Below are 24,923 nucleotides of genomic sequence, written 5' to 3'. Positions count from 1 at the left end.
CCACATGAGGCTGATCTTCGCTGGTTCCCGCCGCTTCCGCATCGGTCGATGTCTTCGACCCTCTGCATCCTGGGCGATGTCTCCCGTTCCTGAGACCTCTCGTCCGCGCTCCGGTCATCCCCCGGACTCCGCGCACCAGTATCCCCCTCACGTTCGATCAGAAACGAGCACCCTCGTGAACACCGAAGTACTGCTTCGCAAAACCGTCCATCCGCCATGTATCGAGGAGGAGACCCTCGAGATCACCGTCCCCGCCGACCGGGCCGCGCTTGCGTTCACCGACCGACTGTCGCTGCGCATCGGACTCTGGCTCCTGCTGCGCGCTGAGCGCGCACAGCGCTCACCCCGTGGAAAACCGGCCATGAGTCGCGAAGAGGCCATGCGCCTCCTCGAGACGCGCCGGATCACCGAGCGCGAGGCCATGGTCATGCTCACCTACGACCTGCAGCGCCAGCTGCTCTGACCTGGAGGTCCTCTGATGAGCATTCATCTCACCGCAACAGCGACGCTGCATCCGCTCGTGCTCCCGGCACGGGCGGATGCCGCGCCCACCAACGAAATCCGCACGTACGCAGATGTGCGCAACCGCTCGATCCTCGAGACGACCGGCCGCGAGGACGACTTCCTGTCCGCCGATGAGCTCTTGCCTGTGCTGTACAGCTCTCGCGCATCCCAGAAGCGGCAGTGGTACGTCACCGAGGCCGGGGAGATGATCGGATGCGTAGCAGTGGACATGCTGCAGGACGCCGATGCGGATACCTCGATCGCAACCGTCGCCCTCTTGCGCTCTTACTGGGGCAAAGGAATCGGTACCGCGGCATTGGCCGCGCTCGAAACCGAACTTCGCGCGGCAGGAATGCGCACTGTTCTGTGCTGGGTTCAGCATCAGGACGATGGAACGGAATATCTGCAAGCTCCAACGGGGTTCGGGGCGATCCCGCGCGACCACACCGCCGAATTCCTCGATCGACGCGGTTTCACGCTGGTTCAGGTCGAGCGCGCCAGCGAATTCGTGTGGGCCGAAGACACCCTGCCTCGACTCCTGGCATCTCTCGCTTCCGCGCAGGAGCACGCGAGCGACTACCGCGTCGTCCAGTGGCTCCTGCCGACGCCGGCCGAATTCATCGACGGATACGCCTGGATGAAATCGCGCATGTCGACCGATGCCCCGGATGCCGAACTCAACTCTCCGGAAGAGATCTGGGATGCCGCGCGCGTCGGCGAACTCGAACAGCGGCAGGCTGCGAAAGGCTTCGTGATTCAGGTCACAGCGGCCCAGCACATCGCAACCGGGGAACTCTGCGCATTCAACGAGCTCGCGATCCGGCAGTCCGACACCGGCAGCACCAGCCACCAATACGACACGCTCGTACTCGCGGGGCACCGCGGGCATCGGCTCGGGATGCTCGTCAAGGCAGCGGGACTCATCGGCTGGCACGAGAAGTTTCCGGAATCACCGCGCGTGATCACCTATAACGCGGAGGAGAACCGGCCGATGCTCGACATCAACGAGGCGATCGGATTCACACCGATCTCGTATGAGGGCGCCGGGAAGAAGAATCTGACATGACAGATATCGTGATCACCCCGATGGTGATTCCCACCAGCGTGGATGCTGGGGACGCGACCGAGTTCCGCGCGATGGTGGATATCGGGAACCGCATGGCGCGGAGCGACGGCGGCATCGATGATCTCGACGACACAGCCGAGCAGTTGCTGCCGTCCTGGCTCGATCAGACCGACCGGCTTCGACGCGGCTTCATCGCGCGAAGCGACAGCGAGATCCTCGGGGCTGCGTCCCTCACCACAGCAGTGGCAGAAGGGACGACCTCCGCGGAACTCGAACTCATGGTCATCCCACCGCACATGGCCTCCGGCGCAGGTCGGCATCTTCTCGGTCGGCTTGAGCAGGAGGCGCGCGAAGTCGGGCGCAGCGTGCTGCAGTGCTGGACGCTGCATCCGGCGGCACCGGGCGAGCGGATGCTGGTACCGCTGACCGGATGGGGCACGGCAGCCGCTACACCGCTGAGCGATCTCCTGCAGGAGAGCGGATACGTCCTCGAGCAGATCGAGCGCAACAGCGTCCTCTCGCTGGGGCGACCGCTTGGTCTCGCGACGCAGCGTCTCGCTGAAGCGATGGCGTTCGCGGGTGACGACTACCGCGTCGTGACGTGGAGTCTGCCGGCGCCGCCGGCGCTTCGCGACGGATATGCCCGCATGATCGCGCGGATGTCCACGGATGTGCCCAGCGGCGATCTCGAGGTCGAGGCGGAAGTCTGGGACGATGCCCGTGTCGTCCGTCGCGATGCGCAATTCCTTGCCGGTGGTCAGAGGATGTCGGTCGCCGCGGTGATACATGAACCCGCTGGCGAGATGGTGGCCTTCAATGAACTGGTGATCGGCTCGGATCCCACCGGAGTCACCCATCAGTGGGGAACTCTGGTGGTCAAAGAGCACCGCGGCCGGCGCCTGGGCACCATCGTGAAGTGCGCGAACCTGATTCGCTGGCGCGAGATCGCCCCGGACTCGCCCAAGGTCTCCACCTTCAATGCCGAGGAGAATCGCCCGATGCTCGACATCAACGAGGCAATCGGGTTCGTTCCGGCGTCCTATGCGGGCGGATGGCAGAAGAAGCTCGTCTGATGATCATCCTCGCGATGTATCCCCCGGCGACTCGAGGCTGACGACGCATCCGATCGCGGCGACGAGGCTGGAAGCATGAATTCTTCCGTCATCGAAGCTCAGTCCCTGACCAAGGCGTTCGGCGCGACAACGGCGCTGGCCGGAGTGGATCTCGCCGTGCAGCGAGGCGATTCCGTTGCGATCATGGGCGCCTCCGGATCCGGTAAGACGACGCTGCTGCACGTGCTGGCCGGCATCACCGCTCCGGATTCCGGGCGTGTGGAGTTCGCCCCCTCCACCGGCCAGGTGGTCGACGTGACGGCGATGAACGAGCGCGATCGTTCGCGTCTGCGCAGACAGTCATTCGGGTTCGTGTTCCAGCAAGGGCTGCTCATCCCGGAGCTCACGGCAATCGAGAACATAGCTCTCGCGATGATGATCAACGGTTCGGCGCGTCGCCCAGCGCTCGAACATGCTGCCGGTTGGATGGCATCTCTTGGGCTCGCCGGGTTCGAAGAGCGACGGATCGGCGAGCTGTCGGGTGGCCAGGCGCAGCGCGTCGCGATCGCACGGTCGCAGGTCACCGGCGCCGAACTCGTCTTCGCGGACGAGCCGACCGGCGCCCTCGACAGTCAGACCTCGGCGGACGTGATGAACGCGCTGCTCTGGTCGACAACAGGTCAGGGACGCAGCCTGATCGTCGTGACGCATGACGCAGATGTCGCTTCACGCTGCTCGCGCACGGTTCACATGCGGGATGGACACATCGCCGCGACCGAGGTCGCAGCCGCAGAGGCGACCGAGGTGCAGGCATGAACGCGCGTGTTCTCGCTCTGCTTCTGCGCCCGGGACCAGGCCAAAGCGGTGTCGTGGTGCTGCCCATGGTCGCCTTTGCACTCGTGACGTCCCTGGTGCTGGTCGTGGTCGGCGGAGCACAGGCGTTCTGGACCTGGACCGATCCGGACGCCGGGCTCTACCAGGCTCTCGCCGCGATCGCACTCGTGCTCATGGTCGTGCCGCTGGCGAGTCTCGGCGGGGCTGCGGCTCGCCTCTCGGCCCGACGGCGCGATGAGCGCCTCTCAACGCTGCGACTCCTGGGGGTGTCCCCGGCCGGTGTCATCGGCACGACCGTGCTGGAATCGACATTGGTCGCAGCCGCCGGGGCGCTGATCGGCGTGGGTGTCTACCTCGCAGCGACTCCGCTCGTCGGCTTGATCCCGTTCCGCGGACACTCATTGGGGGTGGATGCCGTGCTGCTGACGCCGGCAACGATCGCCGGAATCGTCGCAGGAGTCATCCTCCTGGCGGCTGTCAGCGCGACCATCGGTCTGCGTCTCGTCGTGATCTCTCCCCTCGGAGTCCGCACTCGCGCCGCAGTCCCCCGTGTCGGCGCGATTGGTGCCATCGCCGCCGTCGCCGTGGTCGTTCTCGCCTTCGCGACGATGCAGCTGTTCCCCGGGACCGCTGGCCTCGTGGTGACGATCGTCGTCATCGCGGGCATGTTCGCCGCGACCTTGGCGGTGCTGAATCTCATCGGTCCGTGGGCTCTCAAAGTGCATGCGACACGCTCGCTTCGACGGGCCGAGCAGCCGCGCAAGTTGCTTGCGGCTCGATTCGTGCTCGATGCTCCGAAGAACGCGTGGCGACAGGTGAGCGGTGTCGCGATGGCGAGTTTCATGGCCGTGTTTGCAGGGACCGGCGTCGCTATGATCGACGGAATGAGTGCGCCGGGCACGGGACCGGAGGCCTATCTGGGAGCGGATATCCGCACCGGCCTGATCATCACTCTGGTCGCTTCGTTCCTGATGGTCGCCGTATCGGTCGGTGTGAACCAGGCATCCGGCATTCTCGATCAGCGGGAGCTGCACCGGAGTCTGCACTTCCTCGGCGTTCCCATGGGGACTGTGGACGGTGCCCGCACCCGTGCGGTGATGGCGCCGCTGCTGCTCACGGCAGTCGGATCGGCGCTGTGCGCCGTCGTCCTCGTGCTACCACTGATCGGGATCGCGCTGATCGTGCAGCCGCTGTCGATCATGACGATCGTCGCTGTCCTGGCCGCGGGGATCGGAATCGTGTGGCTCGGAACGCGTGTCACGCGCCCGATGCTCGATCGCGCGTTCCAGCCCGCTTGATTCGCCGGGCGCTGCTATCCGCGCTGCCGCTGGCAGCGCGGGCAGTAGTGCGATGAGCGGTTCATGAACGCGTCGCGCACGATGAACGTCGCGCAGCGTGGGCACGGCTGGCCCCCGCGTCCGTAGGCGTTCAAACTGTGCGCGAAGTAGCCGGCCTCGCCGTTCACGTTCACGTACTGGGCGTCGAAGCTCGTGCCGCCCTCGGCCAGAGCCTTCTCCAGCACGAGCCGCACCTCGCCGAGCAGCCTGCGCACCGCCTGCGCGGACAGCGCTTTTCCCTGGGTCTCGGGGTGGATGCGCGCCGCCCACAGCGACTCGTCGGCATAGATGTTGCCGACGCCGCTCACTGCGGTCTGGTCGAGGAGAATGCGCTTGATCGCGCTGGCACGCCGGCGCACGGAGGCGATGAATGCGGCATCGTCGAATGCAGGATCCAGCGGGTCGCGCGCGATGTGACGCACCTGTGTCGGAACGAGGTCGTCGCCATCGGTGACGAGCGCGTCGACCGCGAGTGAACCGAACGTGCGCTGGTCTGCAAACACCACGGCAAGATCGCCGTGCTGCGGATGCCGCACACCGATGCGAATGCGCTCATGACGTTCGGTCGGTGCATCGTTGGCGCGCAGCAGCATCTGCCCGCTCATGCCGAGGTGGGCTGTCAACGCGCTCGTGCCACCACCCAGCGGGAGCCACAGGAACTTGCCACGACGGGATGTCGCGGTCACCGACGCACCCTCCAACCTGCCAGCGAAGTCTGCGGCGCCAGCCGGATGCCGCGTCAGCGCGCGATCATCGAGCACGGAGATGTTCACGATGGTGGAACCGATGACGGCAGGGGCGAGACCGCTACGGACGACCTCGACCTCAGGAAGTTCAGGCACGCTCGCTGAGAGTGCGCCAGACGTTGAGGGCGCCGGCCATCTCCGCGGTCTTCTTGCTGGTGCCTTCGCCTGTCATGCTCACATCACCGACCGTCACGGCCGCCGTGAACCGACGGATGTGATCGGGGCCCGTGGCCGTGACTTCGTACGTCGGCGGAGCGAACCCGAGACGAGCCGCGAGTTCCTGCAGGCTGGTCTTCGGGTCCATCGCAGCCCCGTAGCGCTCAGGATCGTCGAGCAACGGCTCCGTCAGCCTCAAGACCAGCTCAGTCGCGGCCTCTGGTCCCGCCGACAGGTAGGTGGCACCGAACACCGCTTCCATGGTGTCCGCGAGGATCGAGTCCTTGTCGCGGCCGCCCGTGCGCTCTTCGCCGCGGCCGAGAAGAAGGTGCTCGCCTAGTCCGATGCCGCGCGCCACCTCTGCCAGGGCCACGGTCGAGACGACACTCGCACGCCGCTTGGCGAGCTGGCCCTCGTCGATATCGGGATGCGAGGTGAACAGCATCACGGTGACGGCCTGCCCGAGCACCGAGTCCCCGAGAAATTCGAGTCGCTCGTTGTGCGGGATGCCGCCGTGCTCGTATGCGTAGGAGCGATGAGTCAGCGCCAACGCAAGCAGCTCAGGGTCGATATCGACCCTGAGCTTCGCTGCGAGACTCTTCGTCCCTGCCGGGACCTCAGTCACGATCGTGAGACCGTGGCTCAGACGTCTGCGACCTTGCGGCCCTTGTACTCGAGGAACAGCTCGGTGCCCTGCGAGTCCGTGACGACCTTCGCCTGGTGCGGGCGGCTGTAAACGGTCTTGCCGTTCTCTTCGGTCTTGACGAGCGCGATGGGCGCTGCCTTCCACTGCGCGCGACGCGAGCGGGTGTTGGAACGGGAAACCTTGCGCTTCGGGGGGTTACCTGCCATGGCTAACTCTCTTCTGTATTCTCGGGATCGCGGCTCTGTGCCGCACTCCCCTGGTCTGCGATTTGTCGGAGCGCACCCCACCGAGGATCGATGGGCGCGTCTTCCTCTACCCTGGTGCTTCCGGTCAGCCGCTCACCCGTGTCCGGGTCGAGCCCGGGGCACTCCGGCTGACACACCGGCTGAAATGGAAGCGACAAAACTGCCGCTTCCCTGACCAGAGTTTCAAGATCCACGTGGTCGTCTTGAACCTCGAAGTCAGTTTCTTCCTCACCAGGATACGCGAAAAGCTCCTGGAACTCGACTTCGACAGGCTCGGCGATGTCTTTCAGGCATCTTCCGCAGACGCCGACGTACTCCGCCTCCGCTGTTCCAGAGACGAGAACGCCCTCGTGGACCGATTCCAGGCGCACATCGAGATCGATATCGCTGCCCGCTTCGAAGGAGACGATCCCCTCCCCCCACTGCTCTTTGAGGGTGACGGAGAACTGGTGCTCACGCATCTCGCCGGGTCGTCGAACGATGTCGCGGGCGGGCACCACGAATGGACCGTTGAGTCGAGTCTTCACAGTTCAATGGTACCGGCGGATGCTTCGACAAGCTCAGCAACCGCTGGTGACGGAGTCAGATGCCGCGCGCACCGGTGTCAAGGAATGAGGCGACCGCGCGGGGAACGAACGGTGCGACGTCTCCACCGAGACCGGCGACCTGTCGGACCAGTGAGCTGGAGACCATCGCGTGCGACGGATCGGGCAGCAGGAAGACCGTCTCGATGTCGGCGAGGTGCCGGTTGACGATCGCCATCGGCGACTCGTAGGCGACGTCGATCTGCGAGCGGATGCCCTTCACGAGCACTCCCGCGTTCACGTCACGCGCGTAGTCGACCAGGAGGCCCATGCTCCACGAGCCGATGATGATGTTTCCGCCCATGCCGTCCTCGGCGATCGACTGTTCCAGCAGCGAGAGGCGCTGGACTATCGGCAGCATCGCCTCTTTGCCGGGGTTGTGCACGATCAGCACATGAAGTTCGTCGTACAGCTTCGCCGCGCGTCGAATCACATCGAGGTGGCCGAGTGTGGGCGGGTCGAAGGAACCAGGGACGACGGCGATCCGGTTGCTCATGCTTTCACCCTATTGCACCGGATCCGGCTAATTCTTTGCGAGAGCCGCACGGTCCTCTTCGGTAACCCGGCGGGCGATGACCTCACGAAGCCCGACGTGTTCGATGAGATCGGGATCCGCGTCGAGGATCTGCTCGGCGAGCTCGCGCGCCCGGGCGATGAGCTTCGAGTCCTTCACGACGCGGAGCAGTCGCAGGGAGGAACGCACGCCGGACTGCGTCGAACCGAGGACATCGCCTTCACCGCGCAGCTCCAGGTCGACCTCGGCGAGAGCGAACCCGTCCAGGGTTGCGGCCACAGCTTCGACCCGTTCGCGGGCGAGCGTGCCTTCCTCTGCTTCAGTTACGAGCAGGCAGAGCCCTGGCACCGAACCGCGCCCCACGCGTCCGCGCAGCTGGTGCAGCTGCGAGACGCCGAAACGGTCAGCGTCCAGCACGATCATGGTCGAAGCATTCGGCACGTCGACGCCCACCTCAATCACCGTCGTCGCAATCAGCACGTCGATCTCACCGCGAGCGAACGCCTGCATCACGGCATCCTTCTCGTCCGACGCCATCTTGCCGTGCAGAACTGCACGGCGCAGCTTCCCGACGGTCGGATGCGTGGCGAGGGCCTCATCCAGCTGCACGACGCCCCATCGGGGTCCCGTTGCGCCTTCTTCGGCGGGAACGAGTGCCGCATCGTCTTCCTCGACCGCACCGCTCTTCTTCGTCGTATCGATGGCCGCGCACACGGCGAAGACCTGGCGACCGTGAGCAACCTCCTCGGCGGCACGCTCCCATACCCGCTGGAACCAGCCGGGGTGCTCCGCAAGCGGCGCCACGAAGGATTCGATACCGGCGCGGCCCGCCGGCATCGTCCGGATCACCGACGTGTCGAGATCGCCGAAGACGGTCATCGCGACCGTGCGCGGGATCGGCGTCGCCGTCAGCACGAGAGCGTGCGGGCTAGAACCCTTGGCCCGCAGCGCCTCGCGCTGTTCCACACCGAACCGGTGCTGCTCGTCGACCACGACGAGTCCGAGTTCGGCGAATGTCGTCTTCTCCCCCAGCAGCGCGTGGGTGCCCACGACGATGAGTGCTTGACCGGCAGCGACCTGCAGCGCGGCCTTGCGACGCTGCGGAGCCGACATCTGCCCGGTGAGAAGAGTCGGCATGAGTTCGGGAGCGAGCTGCGGTCCCAGCATCTTCGTGATCGAGCGCAGGTGCTGACCGGCGAGGACCTCGGTGGGAGCGATCAGCGCGGACTGGCCACCCGTCTCGGCGACCTGCAGCATCGCACGCAGTGCCACCAGGGTCTTGCCCGAGCCCACTTCTCCCTGCACGAGCCGGTTCATCGGCCATTGGCCGGTCAGGTCCACGGCGACCTGCGATCCGACCGTCTGCTGGTCGGGGGTGAGCGTGTACGGGAGTGTCGCGTCGAACCGCTCGAGCAGTCCCGAGGGCGAAGCCGGTCGCGGCGTTGCCGTCAGTGCGCGTACTGCTGCGCGCTGCTGCAACAGCGCGGTCTGCAGCACGAGGGCCTCGTGCATCCGCAGCGTCCGAACCGCGGGGTCGACCTCGTTCTTCGTCTGCGGGCGATGCACCTGGATCAGCGCAGTCCGGGCATCGAGCAGCCCCTCGGCGGTGCGAACCGGCTCCGGCAGCGGGTCGGGCACCTCGCCGATCTGCGGCAGCACCGCTTCGACCAGCTCACGAAACTGGCCGCTCGAAACAGCGGACGTCGCGGGGTAGATCGGGATCGGACGACTCGCCTGATCCTCGGCCTTGGCCTTCGCGCTCTCCTCATCGTCGAACAACTCGTACTGCGGGTGCGCGAACTGGGTGACGTCCTGGTAGACCCCGACCTTGCCGGAGAACATGCCACGTCGCCCCGGGTACAGCTGCCCTGCGCGCCACCGTGCCTGATCGAGGTTCTTCGCGAAGAAGGTCAGCGACACTCTGCCATGCTCATCGCCGATGATCACGTCGGTCATCGCACCCGGACGGTTGCGCATTCCGCGGGCCGACGAGGAGAGTACCTCGGCCACGATCGTGACCGTCTCACCGATCGGGAGGTCTCTGATCGGTGTGAGCTCAGCGGGATCGGCGTAGCGACGGGGATAGTGCGTCAGCATCTCGCCGACGGTCTGCATGCCGAACGCGCGATCGAGCTTCTTCGCCGCCGGGGCGCCGACGGCATCCGACAGGCGCGTGTCGAGCGTGAAGGTCATGTCTGAAGTCTAGATAACACCGACGACAGTCCTAGGCTGAGGGGGTGACGAGGATCATCGCGGGTAGGGCGCGCGGACTGCGACTGGATGTGCCGGGCAGCGGCACGCGTCCGACCAGCGACCGCGTACGGGAGTCGCTGTTCGGGGCCTTGGAGTCCGCCGACGCGATCGCCGATGCCCGTGTGCTCGACCTCTATGCCGGCTCCGGAGCCCTTGGCCTCGAGGCTCTCAGTCGCGGCGCGTCCGCTGTCGACCTGGTCGAACGATCTCGCCCAGCCGCGGCTGTCGTGCGCCGAAACGCCGCAACCGTCACCAAAGCGCTCGCGGACAATTCTGTCCGCGTGCACGAAACCGCCGTCCTGACATTCCTCCATCGCGGCGCGGGTCCGTGGGATCTCGTCTTCACCGATCCGCCCTACGATCTCACCGATGACGCGATGACCTCCGACCTCACGGCGCTCGCGCCGCTTCTGTCCGAGGATGCCGTCGTCGTCATCGAGCGCGCCCGCCGCTCCACACCGCCCGATGTCGCCGCAGCGGGACTCGAGGTGTTCCGCGAGAAGACGTACGGCGACACTGCCGTGTGGTGGGCTCAGCCGGCCGCAGCATCCCAATCGCGGTAGGGATCCCAGCCGCCGGCATCCACGGGCTGCCCGTCGCACAGCACGCCGTCCGTCCCGCGCTCCACGACAGTGCCGATGATGCGGAATCCGGGCGGCAGCACTCCCTGCGGAAAAGTCGCCAGGAGCGCGTGGTCCTCGCCTCCGGCGAGGGCGCGGTCCGGGTCGTCACCGAGGGCTGCCCGCGAGAGATCGAGCGTGACATCGGATGCTGTCGCCATCCGTCCCGCGTCAAGAGCCAGCCCGTCGGACACATCCATCATCGCTGTCGCGCCCGCCACAGCTGCGACGGGACCGAGACCGATCGGTGGTGCGGGGCGCAGCTGCGCCGCCACCGCAGCGGGTTCACCGGAGGCGAGCTGCGCGGCATCCACCGGCACCGGCGCGTCACCGTCCCGGAATCTGCCGAAGAGCACGGCGAGACCGTGTGCGGCAAGCCCGAGTTCTCCCGCAATCGCGACGACGTCACCGGGGAGGGCTCCCGAGCGCGTCACCGCTGCGCGCCCCTCGAGGTCGCCCAGGGCGGTCACAGCGATCGTCAGGACGGCCGAGACCGTGAGGTCTCCGCCGATCACCGAGCACCCCGGTGCAAGAGCTTCGCACGCGGCACGGAACCCGTCAGCGAGCTGCTCCACGAAGGAGAGCCGCAGATCACGTGGCACGGCCAGGGCAACGAGCAGCCCGGTCGGCCGAGCACCCATCGCCGCGATGTCTGCGAGGTTCACCGCGGCCGACTTCCATCCCAGGTCGTATCCGCTCGACCAGGCGAGACGGAAGTCGGGACCATGGACGAGGGTGTCCGTGGTGGCCACTACCGAACCGGACGGCGTCGCGAGAACCGCGGCATCGTCTCCCGGCCCCAGGATGGTGTGCGCGGCGGGGATGGTGCGAGCAAGGATGGCACGCAGCACGGTGCCCTCCGAGACATCGCCCAGGCGAGGATCGTCATCGACTGAACGGGAGGGCATGTTCTCAAAGGTAGCCTGGAATCATGTCCCGTCGCCTTGCCACCGCCGCCCTTCTGCTGCTCGGAACGGCGTTGCTGGGTGGCTGCTCGGCCACGGTGCACCTCGAGCCTGCGGATGATGCGAACAATCCCCTGTGCGCCGACGTCATGGTGGGCCTCAAGGACGCGAACAGCATCGCCGACCTCGACCGTCGATGGACGGATGCGCAGGCCACGGCCGCGTGGGGTGCTCCCGGCGGCGACTCGGCGATCTTCCTGCGCTGCGGGGTCACGGTCCCCGGTCCCACTGCCGAGCTGCAGTGCGCGACGCTCGAAGGAGTCGACTGGCTCGTCGATGATTCGGAGACACCGTATATGCGCCTGACCACATACGGACGCGACCCGGCCATCCAGCTGTACATCGATACGGGAGTGGTCAGCTCGAACGATGTCATCAGCAGCCGGGTACTGGTCGGGGCGATCACGACGATCACGGCCGAGCACAAGTGCACGACACCGGATGAGCTCGACGATGACATTCAGGATCAGCTCGACGGCACACCCTCGAGCTAGCGAAGACGTCTCAGCGTCGGAGCCCCGCCTCGATCAGTTCGCTGATGAGATCGCCGTAACTCAGGCCCGACGCCACCCAGCACTTGGGGAACATCGAGATCGGCGTGAACCCGGGCATGGTGTTCAGCTCATTCACGATGAGCTGTCCGTCCGCTGCGAGGAACATGTCGACGCGTGCGAGCCCCCGCCCGTCCACAGCACGAAAAGCGCGCACTCCGACATCCTGGATCGCGGCGAGCTCGGAGTCAGCAACGTCGGCCGGGCAGATGACGTCCACACCGTCGCCTCCGAGGTATTTCCCTTCGAAGTCGTAGAAGCCGCGCGAGGTGAGCACGATCTCACCGGGCAGTGACGCACGAACGCCGTCACGCGTCTCCAGGATGGCGACCTCGATCTCGCGGCCGGTGACTCCGACCTCCACGAGCACCTTCTCGTCCTCGGCGAATGCCACTTCGAGCGCGGCATCCAGCTCGGAGAGCTCAGTGACCTTCGAGACACCGACGCTCGACCCGGCGCGGGCCGGCTTCACGAACAGAGGAAGACCGAGCTTGTCGATCTCCGCACGCACCGGGGCGGCATCCCGAACCCAGTCCGCACGGCGGACGGTCACCCACGGGGCAACGGCGATACCGACGGACTGCAGCACGACCTTCATGAAGTGCTTGTCCATGCACAGCGCTGAATCCAGCACACCACCACCGGCGTATGGCACCTCGAGCGTGTCGAAGTACCCCTGGATGGTGCCGTCCTCGCCGTGCGTGCCGTGCAGGATCGGCAGCACCACATCGATCTCGCCGTGGTCGGTCACGGTGCCATCGGTCTGGACGACGCGCAGCATCCGATCGCCACCGGGCTCAGGCCAGCGGATGCGCGTGCCGTTGTCCACGACCTCCGGAAGCTGCTCGGCATCCAGCGCGAACTTCACCGCATCGTCATCCTCGAGGACGAATGCTCCCTCGCGGGTGATGCCGACGGGAATCACGTCGTAACGACCGCGATCAATCGCTTGAAGCACCCCGCCCGCTGTTGCGGAACTGATGGAATGCTCGCTGGAACGCCCGCCGAAGAGCACCACCACCGTCTGCTTGTCCATGATTTGTTCTCTCCTCCTGGGGAGTATCGTCGTCCGTCGTCAGGTGAGGGGCGATATCGCGCGGGTTCATCTTGCCGTCGAGCACCATCTTCACCTGCTCGACGATGGGCATGTGGACGTCGGATTCGTGAGCGAGTTTGAGGATCGGGGCGACAGATGCCAGTCCCTCGGCAGTCTGATTCATCTGCTTCACAACATCCTGGAACCCGTAGCCCTGGCCCAGCAGCCTGCCGGCAGTGTTGTTGCGACTCAATGGCGACTGGCACGTCGCGATGAGGTCACCCAGCCCGGCAAGCCCCTGCAGAGTCTCGGACTGCGCGCCGTTCGCAACCGCGAAATCCGTCATCTCCACCAGGCCGCGAGTGATGATCGACGCCTTGGTGTTCTCGCCGTAGCCGACGCCGTCGACGATGCCGATGGCGACGGCGATGAGGTTCTTGAGAACTCCGCCGAATTCCGTGCCGATCACGTCGGTGTTCACGAACGTGCGGAAATACGAGTTGCGGGCGGCACGGGCGATCGTATCGGCCGTCTCCTGGCTGAGCGAGGCGATCACAGCGGCCGTCGGCTGCTCTCTGGCGATCTCGAGCGCGAGGTTCGGACCGGATGCCACGGCGATGCGCGCCGGGTCGCAGGAGAGCTCCTGCTCGATGACCTGACTCATGCGCAGACCGCTCGTGCGCTCGACGCCCTTCATCAGGCTGACGATCGGAATGTCGGTGTGCCCGAGGAGCGGACGCAGCGCCTTGAGATTCTCGCGCAGCGACTGACTCGGCACCGAGAGGTACACCTGATCAGCACCGTCGAGGGCCGTGGCCAGCTCATGGGTCGCCGTGATGCTCCTGGGCAGATTGATGCCGGGGAGGTACTTCGAGTTGCGCTTGGCTTCGGCGATTTCGAGTGCCTGCTCGGGTCGACGCGCCCACATCGTGACCTGCGCGCCACCGTCGGCGAGGATCTTGCCGAACGTCGTTCCCCAGCTGCCTGCGCCGATGATCGTCGCACGAGGGTTCATGTCGCGTTGATGCTTAGGAGTCAAGGCGCCCGGTCTCCCTCTGCCCGTGATCGTGCGGATTCCACCGCGTCGCGGGTGCTTTCTCCGAGCGCAGCTGCTCGAGCAGTTCCGTGATCGCAGTCATCAGACGCTCTGTGGCTATCGTCACCGCCGCCTGATCGTGCTCTTTACCCACGAGGTCGCTGATGTCGACCGGATCTCCGATGATCAGCGTGACGGGCTTGCGCAGCGGCCACAGGCTCAGCCCCTTCTCATAGCGGCCCATGATCTCCTGCGTGCCCCACTGCGCCATCGGGATCAGCGGGATGTCCCCGGCCATTGCCAGGCGAACCGCGCCAGATTTTCCGCGCATCGGCCACAGCTCGGGATCGCGCGTCAGTGATCCTTCCGGATAGACGATCACACCTCGACCGGCTGCGACGAGCGCGCGCGACTGCTTGATCGTATCCGCAGCGGCCGTTCGCGACGACGAGCGCGCGACAGGCACCATGCCCGTCTTATGCAGCACCCACCCAAGAACGGGGACTTTGAACAGGCTCTCTTTGGCCATGAATCGCGGCAGGCGACCCAGCTTCCACACCGCGAGTGCGACCACGAGCGGATCGAACTCCGAATAGTGGTTGGGTGCCAGTACGAACGGCCCGCGAACGGGCAGCTTCTCGGGGTGGATCACGTGCAGCTTGGCCAGCAGCGAGATCAGCGGCACCGCGACGGCTGCCAGCGGCCAGAACATGCTGGGCCGGGATTTCTCCGAGGATCCGGAAGCCATGCGCGTCAGCCGATGACGTCGAAGTCGGCGCCGAGCGCTTCGAGCTTGATCAGGAAGTTCTCGTAGCCACGGCTCAGGATGTCGACACCCGACACCTTCGACTCGCCGGTCGCGGTGAGCGCCGCGATGATGTGGCTGTAGCCGCCGCGCAGGTCGGGAACGACGATCTCCGCGCCGTGCAGCGGCGTCGGGCCAGTGATGACGGCGGCCTGCTCGAGCTCGCGGCGCGGCACCCGTCGAGGTCCGTCCTGCAGTCCGTGCGGGTGCACGACGATGTCCGCGCCCATCTTCACCAGAGCGTCCGTGAACCCCATGCGGTTCTCGTACACGGTCTCGTGGACGACCGAGCGACCCTTGGCCTGCGTGAGTGCGACGACGAGAGGCTGCTGCCAGTCGGTCATGAAACCGGGGTGCACGTCGGTCTCGACGACGACGGGCTTTACTTCTCCGTCGCGGCGGAAGAGAACGCCGTCCTCCTGGATGTCGAACCAGCCGCCAGCCTTGCGGAAGACGTTCAGGAACGTCAGCATCTCCTGCTGCTTCGCACCGCCGACGAAGATCTCGCCGTCGGTCGCGAGAGCCGCCGAGGCCCAGGACGCGGCCTCGTTGCGATCGAAAATCGACCGGTGGTCATAGCCGCGCAGCGTCTCGACACCCTCGATGAGGATCACCCGGTTGGGCTCGTACGAGATGATCGCACCCATCTTCTGCAGCACGGCGATCAGATCCATGATCTCCGGCTCGATGGCCGCGTTGCGCAGCTCTGTGGTGCCCTCAGCGCGCACGGCGGTGAGCAGCACCTGCTCGGTCGCACCGACGCTCGGATACGGAAGGTGGATGTTCGCACCGTGCAGACGCCCGTTGGGCGTGGACAGGCGGATGCCGCTGGGAAGCTTCTCCACGGTGGCCCCGAACTTGCGCAGTGCGTCCAGGTGGAAATCGATCGGGCGGTCACCGATTCGGCAGCCGCCGAGATCCGGGATGAATGCCTGGCCGAGCCGGTGCAGCAGCGGTCCGCAGAACAGGATCGGGATGCGGGACGCACCAGCGTGCGCATCGATCTCTTCCATGTGGGCGGATTCGACATCGCTGGGGTCGAGCCGAAGCGAGCCGGGCTCGTCACCTTCGGTGACCTGCACACCGTGGACCATCAGCAACGAACGCACGACGGCGACATCGCTGAGATTGGGAACGTCGCGCAGGATGCTCGCGTCCTCGCCGAGGAGGGCCGCGACCATCGCCTTGGTGGCGAGGTTCTTGGCACCCTTGACATCCACACGGCCGCGCAGCGCGCGACCGCCTCGGATCGCCAGAACATCTCCGCTCAAGGCAGGTACTCCATCCTGAAGTTCAGCACGCACAGTTCTCGTCATTCGATGAGCCTCACTTCATGTTCACGGATCGCGGCACCAGCCGCCAGGGCGAGAGCCCCAGGCCCACGGCGCTCGATGTCTGCGGACGGTATCAGCGGACAGGGAGCGTACGTGGCCGCCACGACTCGCGACGGGCCTCGAACTGCGCGATCTTGTCTTCGTTGCGCAGTGTGAGCCCGATGTCATCGAGCCCTTCGAGGAGCCGCCATCTAGTGTAATCGTCGACATCGATAGGGGCCTGGAATTCGGCGATCGTCGCCGTGCGCGCCTCGAGGTCGACCGTGATCGATGCTCCGGGATTCGCGTCGATCTCGGCCCAGATCCGCGCCAGATCGTCTTCGGAGATGGTTGCCGCAAGTAGTCCCTGCTTGCCGGCGTTCCCGCGGAAGATGTCAGCGAAACGCGGGCTGAGAACAACGGCGAAGCCGAAATCACGCAGTGCCCACACGGCGTGCTCACGGCTGGATCCGGTGCCGAAGTCGGATCCGGCGACGAGGACGGATGCTCCCTGGAACGCGCTCTGGTTCAGGACGAAGTCGGGGTCCTGTCGCCACGCATGGAACAGTGCGTCTTCGAATCCGGTCTTGGTGACGCGCTTGAGGAACACCGCGGGGATGATCTGGTCGGTGTCGACGTTGGACCGCTTCAGCGGAGCGGCGATGCCTGTGTGCGTGGTGAACTTCTCCATGATCAGGCTCCTACCAACTCTTCTGCCACGGACAGATCGCTCGGGCTCGACAGCGTGCCGCGGACCGCGGTGGCTGCAGCGACCAGTGGCGAGACGAGATGTGTGCGTCCGCCCTTGCCCTGGCGTCCTTCGAAGTTGCGGTTCGAGGTCGATGCGCAGCGCTCCCCCGGGGCGAGCTGGTCGGGGTTCATGCCCAGGCACATCGAGCATCCCGCGAAGCGCCATTCGGCGCCGAAGTCCTTGACGATCTGGTCGATGCCCTCGGCCTCGGCCTCCAGCCGTACTCGCGCAGAGCCGGGCACGACCATGACACGCACGCCTTCCGCCTTCGTGCGGCCCTGGATGATCGACGCGAACGCTCTGAGGTCCTCGATGCGGCTGTTCGTGCATGAGCCCATGAAGACGGCATCCACCGGCACCTCTTTCAGAGGCGTGCCGGGGGCAAGATCCATGTATTCGAGCGCGCGCTCGGCGGCGGCGCGTGCATTCGGATCGGCGATCTCTGCCGGGTTCGGCACGGACGAGGACAGCGAACTTCCCTGGCCGGGGTTCGTCCCCCACGTCACGAAGGGTTCGAGCTCGTTCGCGTCGACGAATACCTCCGCGTCGAACGTCGCGCCCTCGTCTGTGGGGAGCGTGCGCCAATACGCGACCGCATCGTCCCAGTCCTGCCCTTGCGGGGCGTGGGGCTTGTCCTTCACATAGGCGAACGTGGTCTCATCCGGTGCGACCATTCCGGCACGGGCGCCGGCTTCGATCGACATGTTGCAGATCGTCATGCGCCCCTCCATCGAGAGGGCACGGATCGCACTGCCGCGGAACTCGAGAACGTATCCCTGCCCTCCGCCGGTGCCGATCTTCGCGATCACGGCGAGGATGATGTCCTTCGCGGTCACGCCGGGCTTGAGTTCACCGTCGACGGTGATCGCCATCGTCTTGAACGGCTTCAACGGCAGCGTCTGCGTGGCCATGACGTGCTCGACCTCGCTGGTGCCGATGCCGAAGGCCATTGCTCCGAAGGCGCCGTGGGTCGAGGTGTGGGAATCGCCGCAGACCACAGTGACTCCCGGCATCGTGAGCCCCAGCTGCGGGCCGACGACGTGCACGATGCCCTGCTCAGCGTCGCCGAGCGAGTGCAGACGCACGCCGAACTCGGCAGCGTTGCGACGCAGCGTCTCGATCTGCGTGCGGCTGGTGAGATCGGCGATCGGCTTGTCGATCTCGAGGGTGGGCGTGTTGTGGTCTTCTGTGGCGATCGTCAGATCGAGTCGTCGCAGCGGTCGCCCTTCAGCGCGCAGTCCGTCGAACGCCTGCGGGCTCGTCACCTCATGCACCAGGTGCAGGTCGATGTAGATGAGGTCGGGTTCGCCGTTCTCGCCCTTGACGACGAGGTGGTCGTCCCACACCTTCTCGGCGAGGGTGCGCGGACGGCTCGAGGAAGCGATGGAATCAGCTGAGGTCATGTCGATATCTCCAGTATTCGGCGGTTCGGCCACGCTGGACGCCGCGACGAGGAAGGCCTAGATCGAGGTCTCGTCGCGGCCGCTAAGGAGGAGATCCACACGCCGCATGGGGGTCAGTTTACACGGCGCTACAGGGCCAGAGGCCACCCGTCAGCTGCGCAGCGAAGCCCGCTTCTCCCGCGAAGACGCGATCAGGCTCGCGATGGTCGCGACGGCCATCGATGCGAAGATCACTCCGAGCGAGACCCAGTTGTTGATATCCGGCGCCCATTCGATCGGCTGGCCGCCGTTGATGAAGGGGAGCTCGTTCTCATGCATCGCGTGCAGCACGAGCTTCACTCCGATGAAACCCAGGATGAAGGCGACGCCGTAGTGCAGGTACTTCAGCTTCTCCAGCAGACCGCCGAGCAGGAAGTACAGCTGGCGCAACCCCATCAGCGCGAACAGGTTCGCCGTGAACACGATGAAGGTGTCCTGCGTGACACCGAAGATCGCCGGGATCGAGTCGACGGCGAACATGAGGTCGGTGACGCCGAGCGAGACGAAGACGATGAGCATCGGCGTCCACATCTTCTTGCCGTCCACCACCGTGCGGATCTTCGGACCGTCGTAATGATCGCTGATGTCGATCCCGCGCCGCAGGGTTCGGATGATGAAGTTCTCGGTCTGCTGATCGTCTTCGTGCTTCTCGGGCATCGCCTGACGGATGGCGGTGTAGACGAGGAACGCACCGAAGATGTAGAAGATCGGGCTGAGGTGCTGCACTGCCGCGCCCACGATGATGATGAAAATGGCGCGCAGTATCAGCGCGATGATGATGCCGACCATCAGCGCTTCCTGCTGGTAGCGGCGGGGCACCGAGAACTGCCTCATGATCAGCACGAACACGAACAGGTTGTCGATGGAGAGGCTGTACTCCATCGACCAGCCGGTGAGGAAGTCCAGCGACGTCTTGGCATCGCCGACGAAGAACAGCACCGCGGCGAAGATCAGCGCGAGGGTCACGTAGAAGGCCACCCAGAGGCTGGACTCCTTCGTGGAAGGAATGTGCGGACGCTTCAGGATGAGGAGCAGGTCGGCGATGAGAATGACGGTCAGGACCACGAGGGACGTGATCTCGAACCACGCAGGAATGTTCACAGGGTGCCCAGCACCTTTCGAGGGGGTCGGTCAGAGGCCGAAAGTCTCTCCCCCGCACGATACGCGGCCCGCGTCCGGAGCAACATAGTTGTTGCTCGTGATGACGAACGCGGAGAAACGGGATACTCCCTCTCGCTCCATCGATGTTACCGGACGATTCTGAGACGATGGAGCACCTCACGACACTCTCCAGTGAGAGACACCGAAAGGAACCGGATGTCGGAGCAGTCAGAGGACCAGGATCTTGCGGCCCGCGCCGCCGCAGGCGACCAGGGTGCCTTCCGCACGCTCTACCGCGCGCATGTGCGTCCGGTCTACTGGATCGCCCACGGCATCCTGCGCTCCCCCGCTGATGCGGAAGACGTGACCCAGGAGACTTTCGTCACAGCGTGGCGGAAGCTCCCGGGCCTCCAGCTGAAGGGCGAGTCGCTGCTGCCCTGGCTGGCGACGATCTGCCGGTTCCAGTCGGCCAACCGGCTGCGCCAGCGGCGCCGTGATCTCGCGCACACCACGGATGCCGCCTCGGAGAGCCTGCCAGGCACCGTGAACGTCGAGGAGCAGGTCATCACGACCGAGCTGGCTGCGCGGATCGCCGATGAGATCGGCACGCTCGGCGAACTCGACCGCGAGATCTTCCGGCTGTGCGCTGCCGAGGGCTACGCGTACCAGGAGGCAGCGGATGAGCTCGGCGTCACCTCCGCCGCGGTGAGAAACCGTCTCTCACGAGTGCGCACCCAGTTGCGCAGCACAGTCCAGGAATCGAGAGACGCATGAACGATCAGAACACCACGGATGCTGCGGCAGGCCTACCGGAGCTGTCGCAGGCGAGCATCGACCGCATCGAGGATGCCGTGTTCGCTGAGATCGCGTCAGACCGCGCGAACGCACCGGCCGCAGCCGCCTCGACGAAAACGCGCAGACGGCGTCGCGGCTGGCTCACCGGGATCGGCATCGCGGCGGCCTTCGTCGCCGGCGTATTGATTGCACCTCCACTGCTCAATGTGACATCGACGACGTCGGTCAGCTCGAGCGACATGACTTCCTTCGTGTCCGACAGCTCGGGAGGAGACGCCGACATGGCCGCGCCGGAAGGCGTGCAGCTGGATACCGCGGAGAGCGCGGCGGCAGAGATCGCAGGGCGCGAGATCATCGCGAGCGCACAGGCGACCGTCCGTGTCGATGACATCGCCGGCGCAGTGGATGCTGTCACAGCCCTCGCCGATGCCCACGGCGGCTACGTCGAGAGCACCGACATCTCGGCTGTGCCGGCGACCGAGATGAGAACTTCGGACTCCCAGAGTGCATACGGTTCGATCAGCATCCGTGTCCCCTCCGAGGATCTGACCGGTGTGATCGACGAGCTCGGCGATACCGGCACCGTGATCTCGTCATCCATGTCGAAACAGGATGTCACCTCGGCGGCGATCGATCTGCGGGCGCGAGTGGATGCGACCGCGGCCTCGGTGGAGCGACTGACCGAGCTGATGGCACAGTCCGGCAGCGTGTCCGAGCTCATCGATGCCGAGATCGCTCTCACCGACCGCCAGGCCCAGCTCGAGTCGTACACGCAGCAACTCGCGGCGCTCGAGGACCAGGTCGCGATGTCGTCGCTACAGGTGCAGCTGACCACGCGCGTACAGGCTGCGGCAGAGCCGGACGGCTTCATCGACGGGCTGGCCGCGGGGTGGAACGGCCTCATCGTCTCGCTGAACGCCCTGGTGATCGCCGTCGGGTTCCTGCTGCCCTGGTTGGCTGTCGCGGGCGTCATCGTCCTCGTGATCTGGCTGATCCGAGGGCGCCGCCGTCGTACAGCAGCATCCGATATTCCCTGATTTTCCGGGGTATACAAGAAATCTTGTGAGAACCATCGCATCCGCTTAGCGTGGATCGCATGGAAGAGATCCAGGCGATCACCGCCGTCCACCACCCGATGCGTCGCCGCATCGTCGACTACCTCGGGCTGTACGGCACGAGTCAGGTGACCGGGCTGGCCCGCGCTCTCGAACAGCAGGTCGGCAGCATCAGCCATCACCTGCGGATGCTGGAACGTGCGGGAATCGTCGAGCGTGCCGATGATCCGACCGGCGACAAGCGCACCAGCTGGTGGCGTCCAACACGTCGGCGCTTCACCTGGTCCGTCGACGATTTCGCCGATTCCCCCGCCGACACCATGCTGGCCCGCAGCGCTGAGCGCGCGAACATCAACACCCAGATTGCTCGACTGTCGGCCTGGCACCGCAGCGGCAACAACGACGCCGCATGGAGCCGAGCGGCCTTCAGTACGGATTCGCTCGCATGGGCGTCCGCCGAAGAATTGGCGATGCTGTCGCGGGCGCTGGCCGAGACGATCGATACCTGGCGTCGCTCGATCGACACCGACGACGGCATTGAGCGCCGCCCCGTCTTCGTCTTCGCACACGGCTTCCCCACCTCGCCATGACAACAGAAGAACCCACTCTGCTTCGCGAACCACCGCAGTTCTCGCGCGACCATGCCGTGCATGCCTGGATCGGTGTCAAGGCTCTCTCCGATGCCGGCGATGCGATCTGGAGCATTGCCCTCGCCTGGACTGCCGTGCAGATAACAAGTCCGGCGATCGCCGGACTCATCGTGGCAGCGGGCACCCTCCCCCGCGCGCTCATCCTGCTTTTCGGCGGCGTGCTCGCCGATCGTGCGAACGCGCGGCACGTCATGATCGTCTTCAATATTCTCCGGGTCGGAGTGCTGATCGGAGTCGCGGTGTGGGTACTCGCCTATCCGCCGACCGTCCTCATCTTGACGCTGGCAGCGATCGCTTTCGGCGCATGCGACGCGTTCTACGAGCCATCGGCGGCAACGATCGGCCGACAGCTGGTGCGCGTGGATGATCTGCCGTCGTACAGCGCGGTCATGCAGACGGCGACGAGGCTCGGAACAATGGGCGGGGCTGCGCTCGGCGGATTCCTCGTCGCATACGCCGGGCTCGCCGGCAGCGCGTCGATCAACGCGCTCACCTTCACGCTGGTCATCGCGTTCATCGCGATCTGGTTGCGACCGCGATTCGCACTCGCCCGCGCATCACGCGAATCCGCGCTCCGCGGCATCCTGCGCGGATTCGTCCATCTGAAGGATGCGCCGACGACCCGCACATTGGTCATCGCCCTGTCGGGCCTCAACCTCGCCGTGGGCCCCGCCACGGGAATCGGAATCGCGCTCCGCGCACATGATGAGGGGTGGGGCGCACAGGCCGTCGGCATCTTCGAGGCGCTCATCGGCCTGGGTGCCGCGCTCGGCGCGATCGCCGTCGCGAAGTGGCGACCGCGGCGCGGGGCGCTCGGCGGATTCTGGGCACTCGTCGTGCAGGGCGCGGGGATCATTCTCATCGGCGTAGGCCCCGCTTGGCTGACCGGCATCGGATGCACGATCATCGGCCTGACCGCTGGGTTCGCTTCCGTGCTGCTGAGCGCGACGTTCGCTGCCACGATCGACACCGCGTATCTCGGCCGCATGAGCGCGATGACACGTCTCGGCGACGACGTGCTGATGCCGCTCGCGATGGCCGCGTTCGGGGCGCTCGCTGCAGCGACCACGATCTGGATCGCGTTCGTCGGATTCGGAGCGGCACTGATGGGCATGATGATCGTCCCGCTGGCCAATCCTGCTTTTCGTGCGCTCTCCCTGCGAGATCCGGCTTAACCAGCCGCCTTGCGAATGTGCGCAGCGATCGTCTTCTCGGTCTCCGGAGTGAGCGCGACGAGAGCGAACGACGTGACCCACAGGTCTCCATCGTCGAGCTGCGCGGCCTCTTCGAACCCGAGCGTCGCGTACCGGGTGGTGAACTTCGAGGCCGCCTTGAAGAACACCACGACCTTGCCGTCGGTGTCCGCGTACGACGGGAAGCCGTACCAGGTCTTGGGGACGAGCTGCGGTGCTACTTCGGAGACGATCCGATCGATGCCCTCGGCGAGGATGCGGTCCTCGTCCGGCATCGCCGCGATCGCCTCGCGCACGGCCTTCTCCCCGGCTGCGCGAGACTTGCCCGCCTTCTCCTGCGCGCGCACCTCCGCGGCGCGCTGCTTCACAGCATCGCGCTCGTCTTTGGACAGGCCTGCGGTCTTCTCAGCCATCTCTTGCTCCTTGATCATCGGGGCGACGCGACTGCGCCGCCGGTGCCCACGCTACGACCTCTGCACGCCGAGCACTTCTCGATTCCTGATCAACATCGAACCGCTACGACTCCTCGGTCGCGCGCCGGATGACAGATATGGTGAAGACCGTGACAGCGACGACCAGAAGCGACACCCATGTCTGGAGCCCGGCGACGTTGACTCCCGGGTACTTCGCCGGGGTAATGGGCACCGGCATCGTGTCGATCGGTGCGTGGTTTCTCGGATTCGAGATGCTCTCGCTCGTTCTGCTGTGGATTGCGCTGATCTTCTACGTGATCCTGCTCGTCCTCAACGTCTGGCGGATCATCGCGCACCGCACGGAGGTGCTTGCGGACCTGCATGCATCGGATCGCGGCTTCGGCTACTTCACGTTCATCGCCGCGACGTGCGTGATTTCGACCACGCTGCTCAACACCCATTTCGACACCGTTGCCGTCGTGCTGCTGGGAGTCTCGATCGTGGCCTGGTTGGTGCTCGGCTACATCATCCCGTGGTTCGCCATGCTCGGCGGCGGTCGTCATGCCACGCTTCAAGATGCCAACGGAACGTGGTTCATCTGGGTCGTCGCCAGTCAGTCGATCGCGGTGGTCGCCTCTGGGCTGGGGTCCGCCGAGCCCGATTTCCAGGATGCCCTGGCGATCATCTCCGTCATGGCGTGGGGTGTCGGCATCGCTCTCTACGTCGCCTGCGCGATCTTCGTGACGCTGCGCGTGATGCTCTACGGTGTGAAGCCGATCGATCTGACGCCCTCGTACTGGGTGATGATGGGCGCGCTCGCTATAACCGTCGTCGCAGGATCCCGCATCATCGAGATGCACGATGCGCCGATGATCGTCGTCACAAAGTCGCTGATCGCCGGACTTTCCGTGTTCTTCTGGTCCTTTGCGACCTGGCTCATCCCGATACTTATCGCGGCCGGAATCTGGCGGCACTGGTATCACCGTGTGCCGCTGCGCTATGAGCCTGGCCTGTGGAGCATGGTCTTCCCCGTCGGGATGTACGGGGTCGCAAGCATCTCGCTCGGCCGTGCAGACTCGCTCCCCCTGGTCGAGGCAGTCGGCCATGCCTGGTTCTGGGTTTCGCTGGCCGCGTGGACCATCGTCTTCGTCGCGATGATGGTGCAGGTGATCCGCCGGTTCACACGGCGCTGAGCCACGGGTTTGCCCACAGTCGGCGGATACACGAAAACCCTCGGCGCAAGCCGAGGGTTTTCGATGT

At 65.6% G+C, this 24,923-nt stretch carries 27 protein-coding genes; 12 read left to right on the top strand and 15 right to left on the bottom strand.

The features are described 5' to 3' along the window. The first annotated feature begins 175 nt into the window (after positions 1–175). The 5 genes from ACTIAO_RS00840 to ACTIAO_RS00820 all read left to right on the top strand — a co-directional run bounded on the left by ACTIAO_RS00840 (position 176) and on the right by ACTIAO_RS00820 (position 4,754). Complete coding sequence (locus tag ACTIAO_RS00840) at positions 176–463, top strand: hypothetical protein (RefSeq protein ID WP_441904442.1); 288 nt, start codon at positions 176–178, stop codon at positions 461–463. 15 nt (positions 464–478) lie between these two features. Next, a complete protein-coding gene (locus ACTIAO_RS00835; protein ID WP_441904441.1) occupies positions 479–1,570 on the top strand; it encodes a GNAT family N-acetyltransferase in 1,092 nt (363 codons plus the stop codon). Continuing rightward, positions 1,567–2,643 (top strand): GNAT family N-acetyltransferase, encoded by a 1,077-nt coding sequence (locus tag ACTIAO_RS00830; RefSeq protein ID WP_441904440.1) that lies wholly within the window; start codon positions 1,567–1,569, stop codon positions 2,641–2,643. The genes ACTIAO_RS00835 and ACTIAO_RS00830 overlap by 4 nt, the downstream gene beginning before the upstream one ends. A gap of 75 nt (positions 2,644–2,718) precedes the next feature. Beyond that, positions 2,719–3,438: an ABC transporter ATP-binding protein gene (locus tag ACTIAO_RS00825; RefSeq protein WP_441904439.1), complete on the top strand. Its 720-nt coding sequence runs from the start codon at positions 2,719–2,721 to the stop codon at positions 3,436–3,438. Further along, positions 3,435–4,754, top strand: coding sequence for an FtsX-like permease family protein (locus tag ACTIAO_RS00820; protein WP_441904438.1), 1,320 nt, complete (start codon positions 3,435–3,437; stop codon positions 4,752–4,754). The genes ACTIAO_RS00825 and ACTIAO_RS00820 overlap by 4 nt, the downstream gene beginning before the upstream one ends. A 14-nt stretch (positions 4,755–4,768) precedes the next feature. Here the strand turns inward: ACTIAO_RS00820 and mutM are convergent, their stop codons facing one another. The 6 genes from mutM to ACTIAO_RS00790 form a co-directional block, all read right to left on the bottom strand. After that, entirely contained in the window at positions 4,769–5,635 is an 867-nt protein-coding gene (gene mutM / locus ACTIAO_RS00815) for a bifunctional DNA-formamidopyrimidine glycosylase/DNA-(apurinic or apyrimidinic site) lyase (protein WP_441904437.1), read from the bottom strand. Further along, complete coding sequence (gene rnc, locus ACTIAO_RS00810) at positions 5,628–6,320, bottom strand: ribonuclease III (RefSeq protein ID WP_441904436.1); 693 nt, start codon at positions 6,318–6,320, stop codon at positions 5,628–5,630. Before rnc ends, mutM begins: the two co-directional genes overlap by 8 nt. A 17-nt stretch (positions 6,321–6,337) precedes the next feature. Continuing rightward, positions 6,338–6,547, bottom strand: coding sequence for a 50S ribosomal protein L32 (rpmF, locus tag ACTIAO_RS00805; RefSeq protein WP_441904435.1), 210 nt, complete (start codon positions 6,545–6,547; stop codon positions 6,338–6,340). Positions 6,548–6,549: 2 nt separating this feature from the next. Then, complete coding sequence (locus ACTIAO_RS00800) at positions 6,550–7,047, bottom strand: YceD family protein (protein WP_441904514.1); 498 nt, start codon at positions 7,045–7,047, stop codon at positions 6,550–6,552. Positions 7,048–7,168: 121 nt separating this feature from the next. Beyond that, a complete protein-coding gene (gene coaD, locus ACTIAO_RS00795) occupies positions 7,169–7,666 on the bottom strand; it encodes a pantetheine-phosphate adenylyltransferase (protein ID WP_441904434.1) in 498 nt (165 codons plus the stop codon). A 27-nt stretch (positions 7,667–7,693) separates the two neighbouring features. Continuing rightward, entirely contained in the window at positions 7,694–9,877 is a 2,184-nt protein-coding gene (locus ACTIAO_RS00790; protein WP_441904433.1) for an ATP-dependent DNA helicase RecG, read from the bottom strand. A 44-nt stretch (positions 9,878–9,921) separates the two neighbouring features. On the opposite strand from ACTIAO_RS00790, the gene rsmD reads away from it, so the two are divergent. Further along, positions 9,922–10,500 carry a 16S rRNA (guanine(966)-N(2))-methyltransferase RsmD gene (gene rsmD / locus ACTIAO_RS00785; protein WP_441904432.1) on the top strand — a complete coding sequence of 193 codons (579 nt, stop codon included), beginning with the start codon at positions 9,922–9,924 and terminating at the stop codon, positions 10,498–10,500. Here rsmD and thiL read toward each other — a convergent pair. Beyond that, positions 10,470–11,465: a thiamine-phosphate kinase gene (gene thiL, locus ACTIAO_RS00780; RefSeq protein ID WP_441904431.1), complete on the bottom strand. Its 996-nt coding sequence runs from the start codon at positions 11,463–11,465 to the stop codon at positions 10,470–10,472. The genes rsmD and thiL overlap by 31 nt on opposite strands. Before the next feature lie 23 nt (positions 11,466–11,488). Between thiL and ACTIAO_RS00775 the strand changes: the two genes are divergently transcribed. Further along, a complete protein-coding gene (locus tag ACTIAO_RS00775; protein WP_441904430.1) occupies positions 11,489–12,016 on the top strand; it encodes a DUF3515 family protein in 528 nt (175 codons plus the stop codon). 10 nt (positions 12,017–12,026) lie between these two features. On the opposite strand, the gene ACTIAO_RS00770 is transcribed toward ACTIAO_RS00775, so the two are convergent. The 7 genes from ACTIAO_RS00770 to ACTIAO_RS00740 form a co-directional block, all read right to left on the bottom strand. Beyond that, positions 12,027–13,109 carry a D-alanine--D-alanine ligase family protein gene (locus ACTIAO_RS00770; RefSeq protein WP_441904429.1) on the bottom strand — a complete coding sequence of 361 codons (1,083 nt, stop codon included), beginning with the start codon at positions 13,107–13,109 and terminating at the stop codon, positions 12,027–12,029. Further along, a complete protein-coding gene (locus ACTIAO_RS00765) occupies positions 13,015–14,124 on the bottom strand; it encodes an NAD(P)H-dependent glycerol-3-phosphate dehydrogenase (RefSeq protein WP_441904428.1) in 1,110 nt (369 codons plus the stop codon). Before ACTIAO_RS00765 ends, ACTIAO_RS00770 begins: the two co-directional genes overlap by 95 nt. A gap of 13 nt (positions 14,125–14,137) precedes the next feature. Beyond that, complete coding sequence (locus tag ACTIAO_RS00760) at positions 14,138–14,893, bottom strand: lysophospholipid acyltransferase family protein (protein ID WP_441904427.1); 756 nt, start codon at positions 14,891–14,893, stop codon at positions 14,138–14,140. A gap of 5 nt (positions 14,894–14,898) precedes the next feature. Continuing rightward, complete coding sequence (gene murA, locus ACTIAO_RS00755; RefSeq protein WP_441904426.1) at positions 14,899–16,266, bottom strand: UDP-N-acetylglucosamine 1-carboxyvinyltransferase; 1,368 nt, start codon at positions 16,264–16,266, stop codon at positions 14,899–14,901. Positions 16,267–16,357: 91 nt separating this feature from the next. After that, positions 16,358–16,954: a 3-isopropylmalate dehydratase small subunit gene (gene leuD, locus ACTIAO_RS00750; protein ID WP_441904425.1), complete on the bottom strand. Its 597-nt coding sequence runs from the start codon at positions 16,952–16,954 to the stop codon at positions 16,358–16,360. Positions 16,955–16,956: 2 nt separating this feature from the next. Beyond that, on the bottom strand, positions 16,957–18,417 hold the full coding sequence (gene leuC, locus ACTIAO_RS00745) for a 3-isopropylmalate dehydratase large subunit (RefSeq protein ID WP_441904424.1): 1,461 nt from the start codon (positions 18,415–18,417) through the stop codon (positions 16,957–16,959). A gap of 150 nt (positions 18,418–18,567) precedes the next feature. Continuing rightward, positions 18,568–19,557 (bottom strand): TerC/Alx family metal homeostasis membrane protein, encoded by a 990-nt coding sequence (locus tag ACTIAO_RS00740; RefSeq protein WP_441904423.1) that lies wholly within the window; start codon positions 19,555–19,557, stop codon positions 18,568–18,570. Between the two features lie 216 nt (positions 19,558–19,773). Here ACTIAO_RS00740 and ACTIAO_RS00735 point away from each other — a divergent pair, with 216 nt between their 5' ends. From ACTIAO_RS00735 to ACTIAO_RS00720, 4 genes are read left to right on the top strand one after another with little or no spacing between them, the layout of a single operon-like run. Then, complete coding sequence (locus ACTIAO_RS00735) at positions 19,774–20,331, top strand: RNA polymerase sigma factor (protein ID WP_441904422.1); 558 nt, start codon at positions 19,774–19,776, stop codon at positions 20,329–20,331. After that, complete coding sequence (locus tag ACTIAO_RS00730) at positions 20,328–21,389, top strand: DUF4349 domain-containing protein (RefSeq protein WP_441904421.1); 1,062 nt, start codon at positions 20,328–20,330, stop codon at positions 21,387–21,389. The genes ACTIAO_RS00735 and ACTIAO_RS00730 overlap by 4 nt, the downstream gene beginning before the upstream one ends. Positions 21,390–21,448: 59 nt before the next feature. Further along, entirely contained in the window at positions 21,449–21,997 is a 549-nt protein-coding gene (locus ACTIAO_RS00725; protein WP_441904420.1) for an ArsR/SmtB family transcription factor, read from the top strand. Then, positions 21,994–23,232, top strand: a complete 1,239-nt coding sequence (locus ACTIAO_RS00720; protein ID WP_441904419.1) for an MFS transporter — start codon at positions 21,994–21,996, stop codon at positions 23,230–23,232. Before ACTIAO_RS00725 ends, ACTIAO_RS00720 begins: the two co-directional genes overlap by 4 nt. On the opposite strand, the gene ACTIAO_RS00715 is transcribed toward ACTIAO_RS00720, so the two are convergent. Then, a complete protein-coding gene (locus ACTIAO_RS00715) occupies positions 23,229–23,663 on the bottom strand; it encodes a hypothetical protein (RefSeq protein ID WP_441904418.1) in 435 nt (144 codons plus the stop codon). The two genes, ACTIAO_RS00720 and ACTIAO_RS00715, sit on opposite strands and share 4 nt — an antisense overlap. Positions 23,664–23,812: 149 nt before the next feature. Between ACTIAO_RS00715 and ACTIAO_RS00710 the strand changes: the two genes are divergently transcribed. Continuing rightward, positions 23,813–24,856, top strand: coding sequence for a tellurite resistance/C4-dicarboxylate transporter family protein (locus ACTIAO_RS00710; RefSeq protein WP_441904417.1), 1,044 nt, complete (start codon positions 23,813–23,815; stop codon positions 24,854–24,856). Positions 24,857–24,923 lie beyond the last annotated feature (67 nt).

Origin of the sequence: Microbacterium sp., from assembly GCF_052099035.1 — a bacterium.
GTDB lineage: Bacteria > Actinomycetota > Actinomycetes > Actinomycetales > Microbacteriaceae > Microbacterium.
This window is presented reverse-complemented; position numbering and strand designations above follow the sequence as displayed.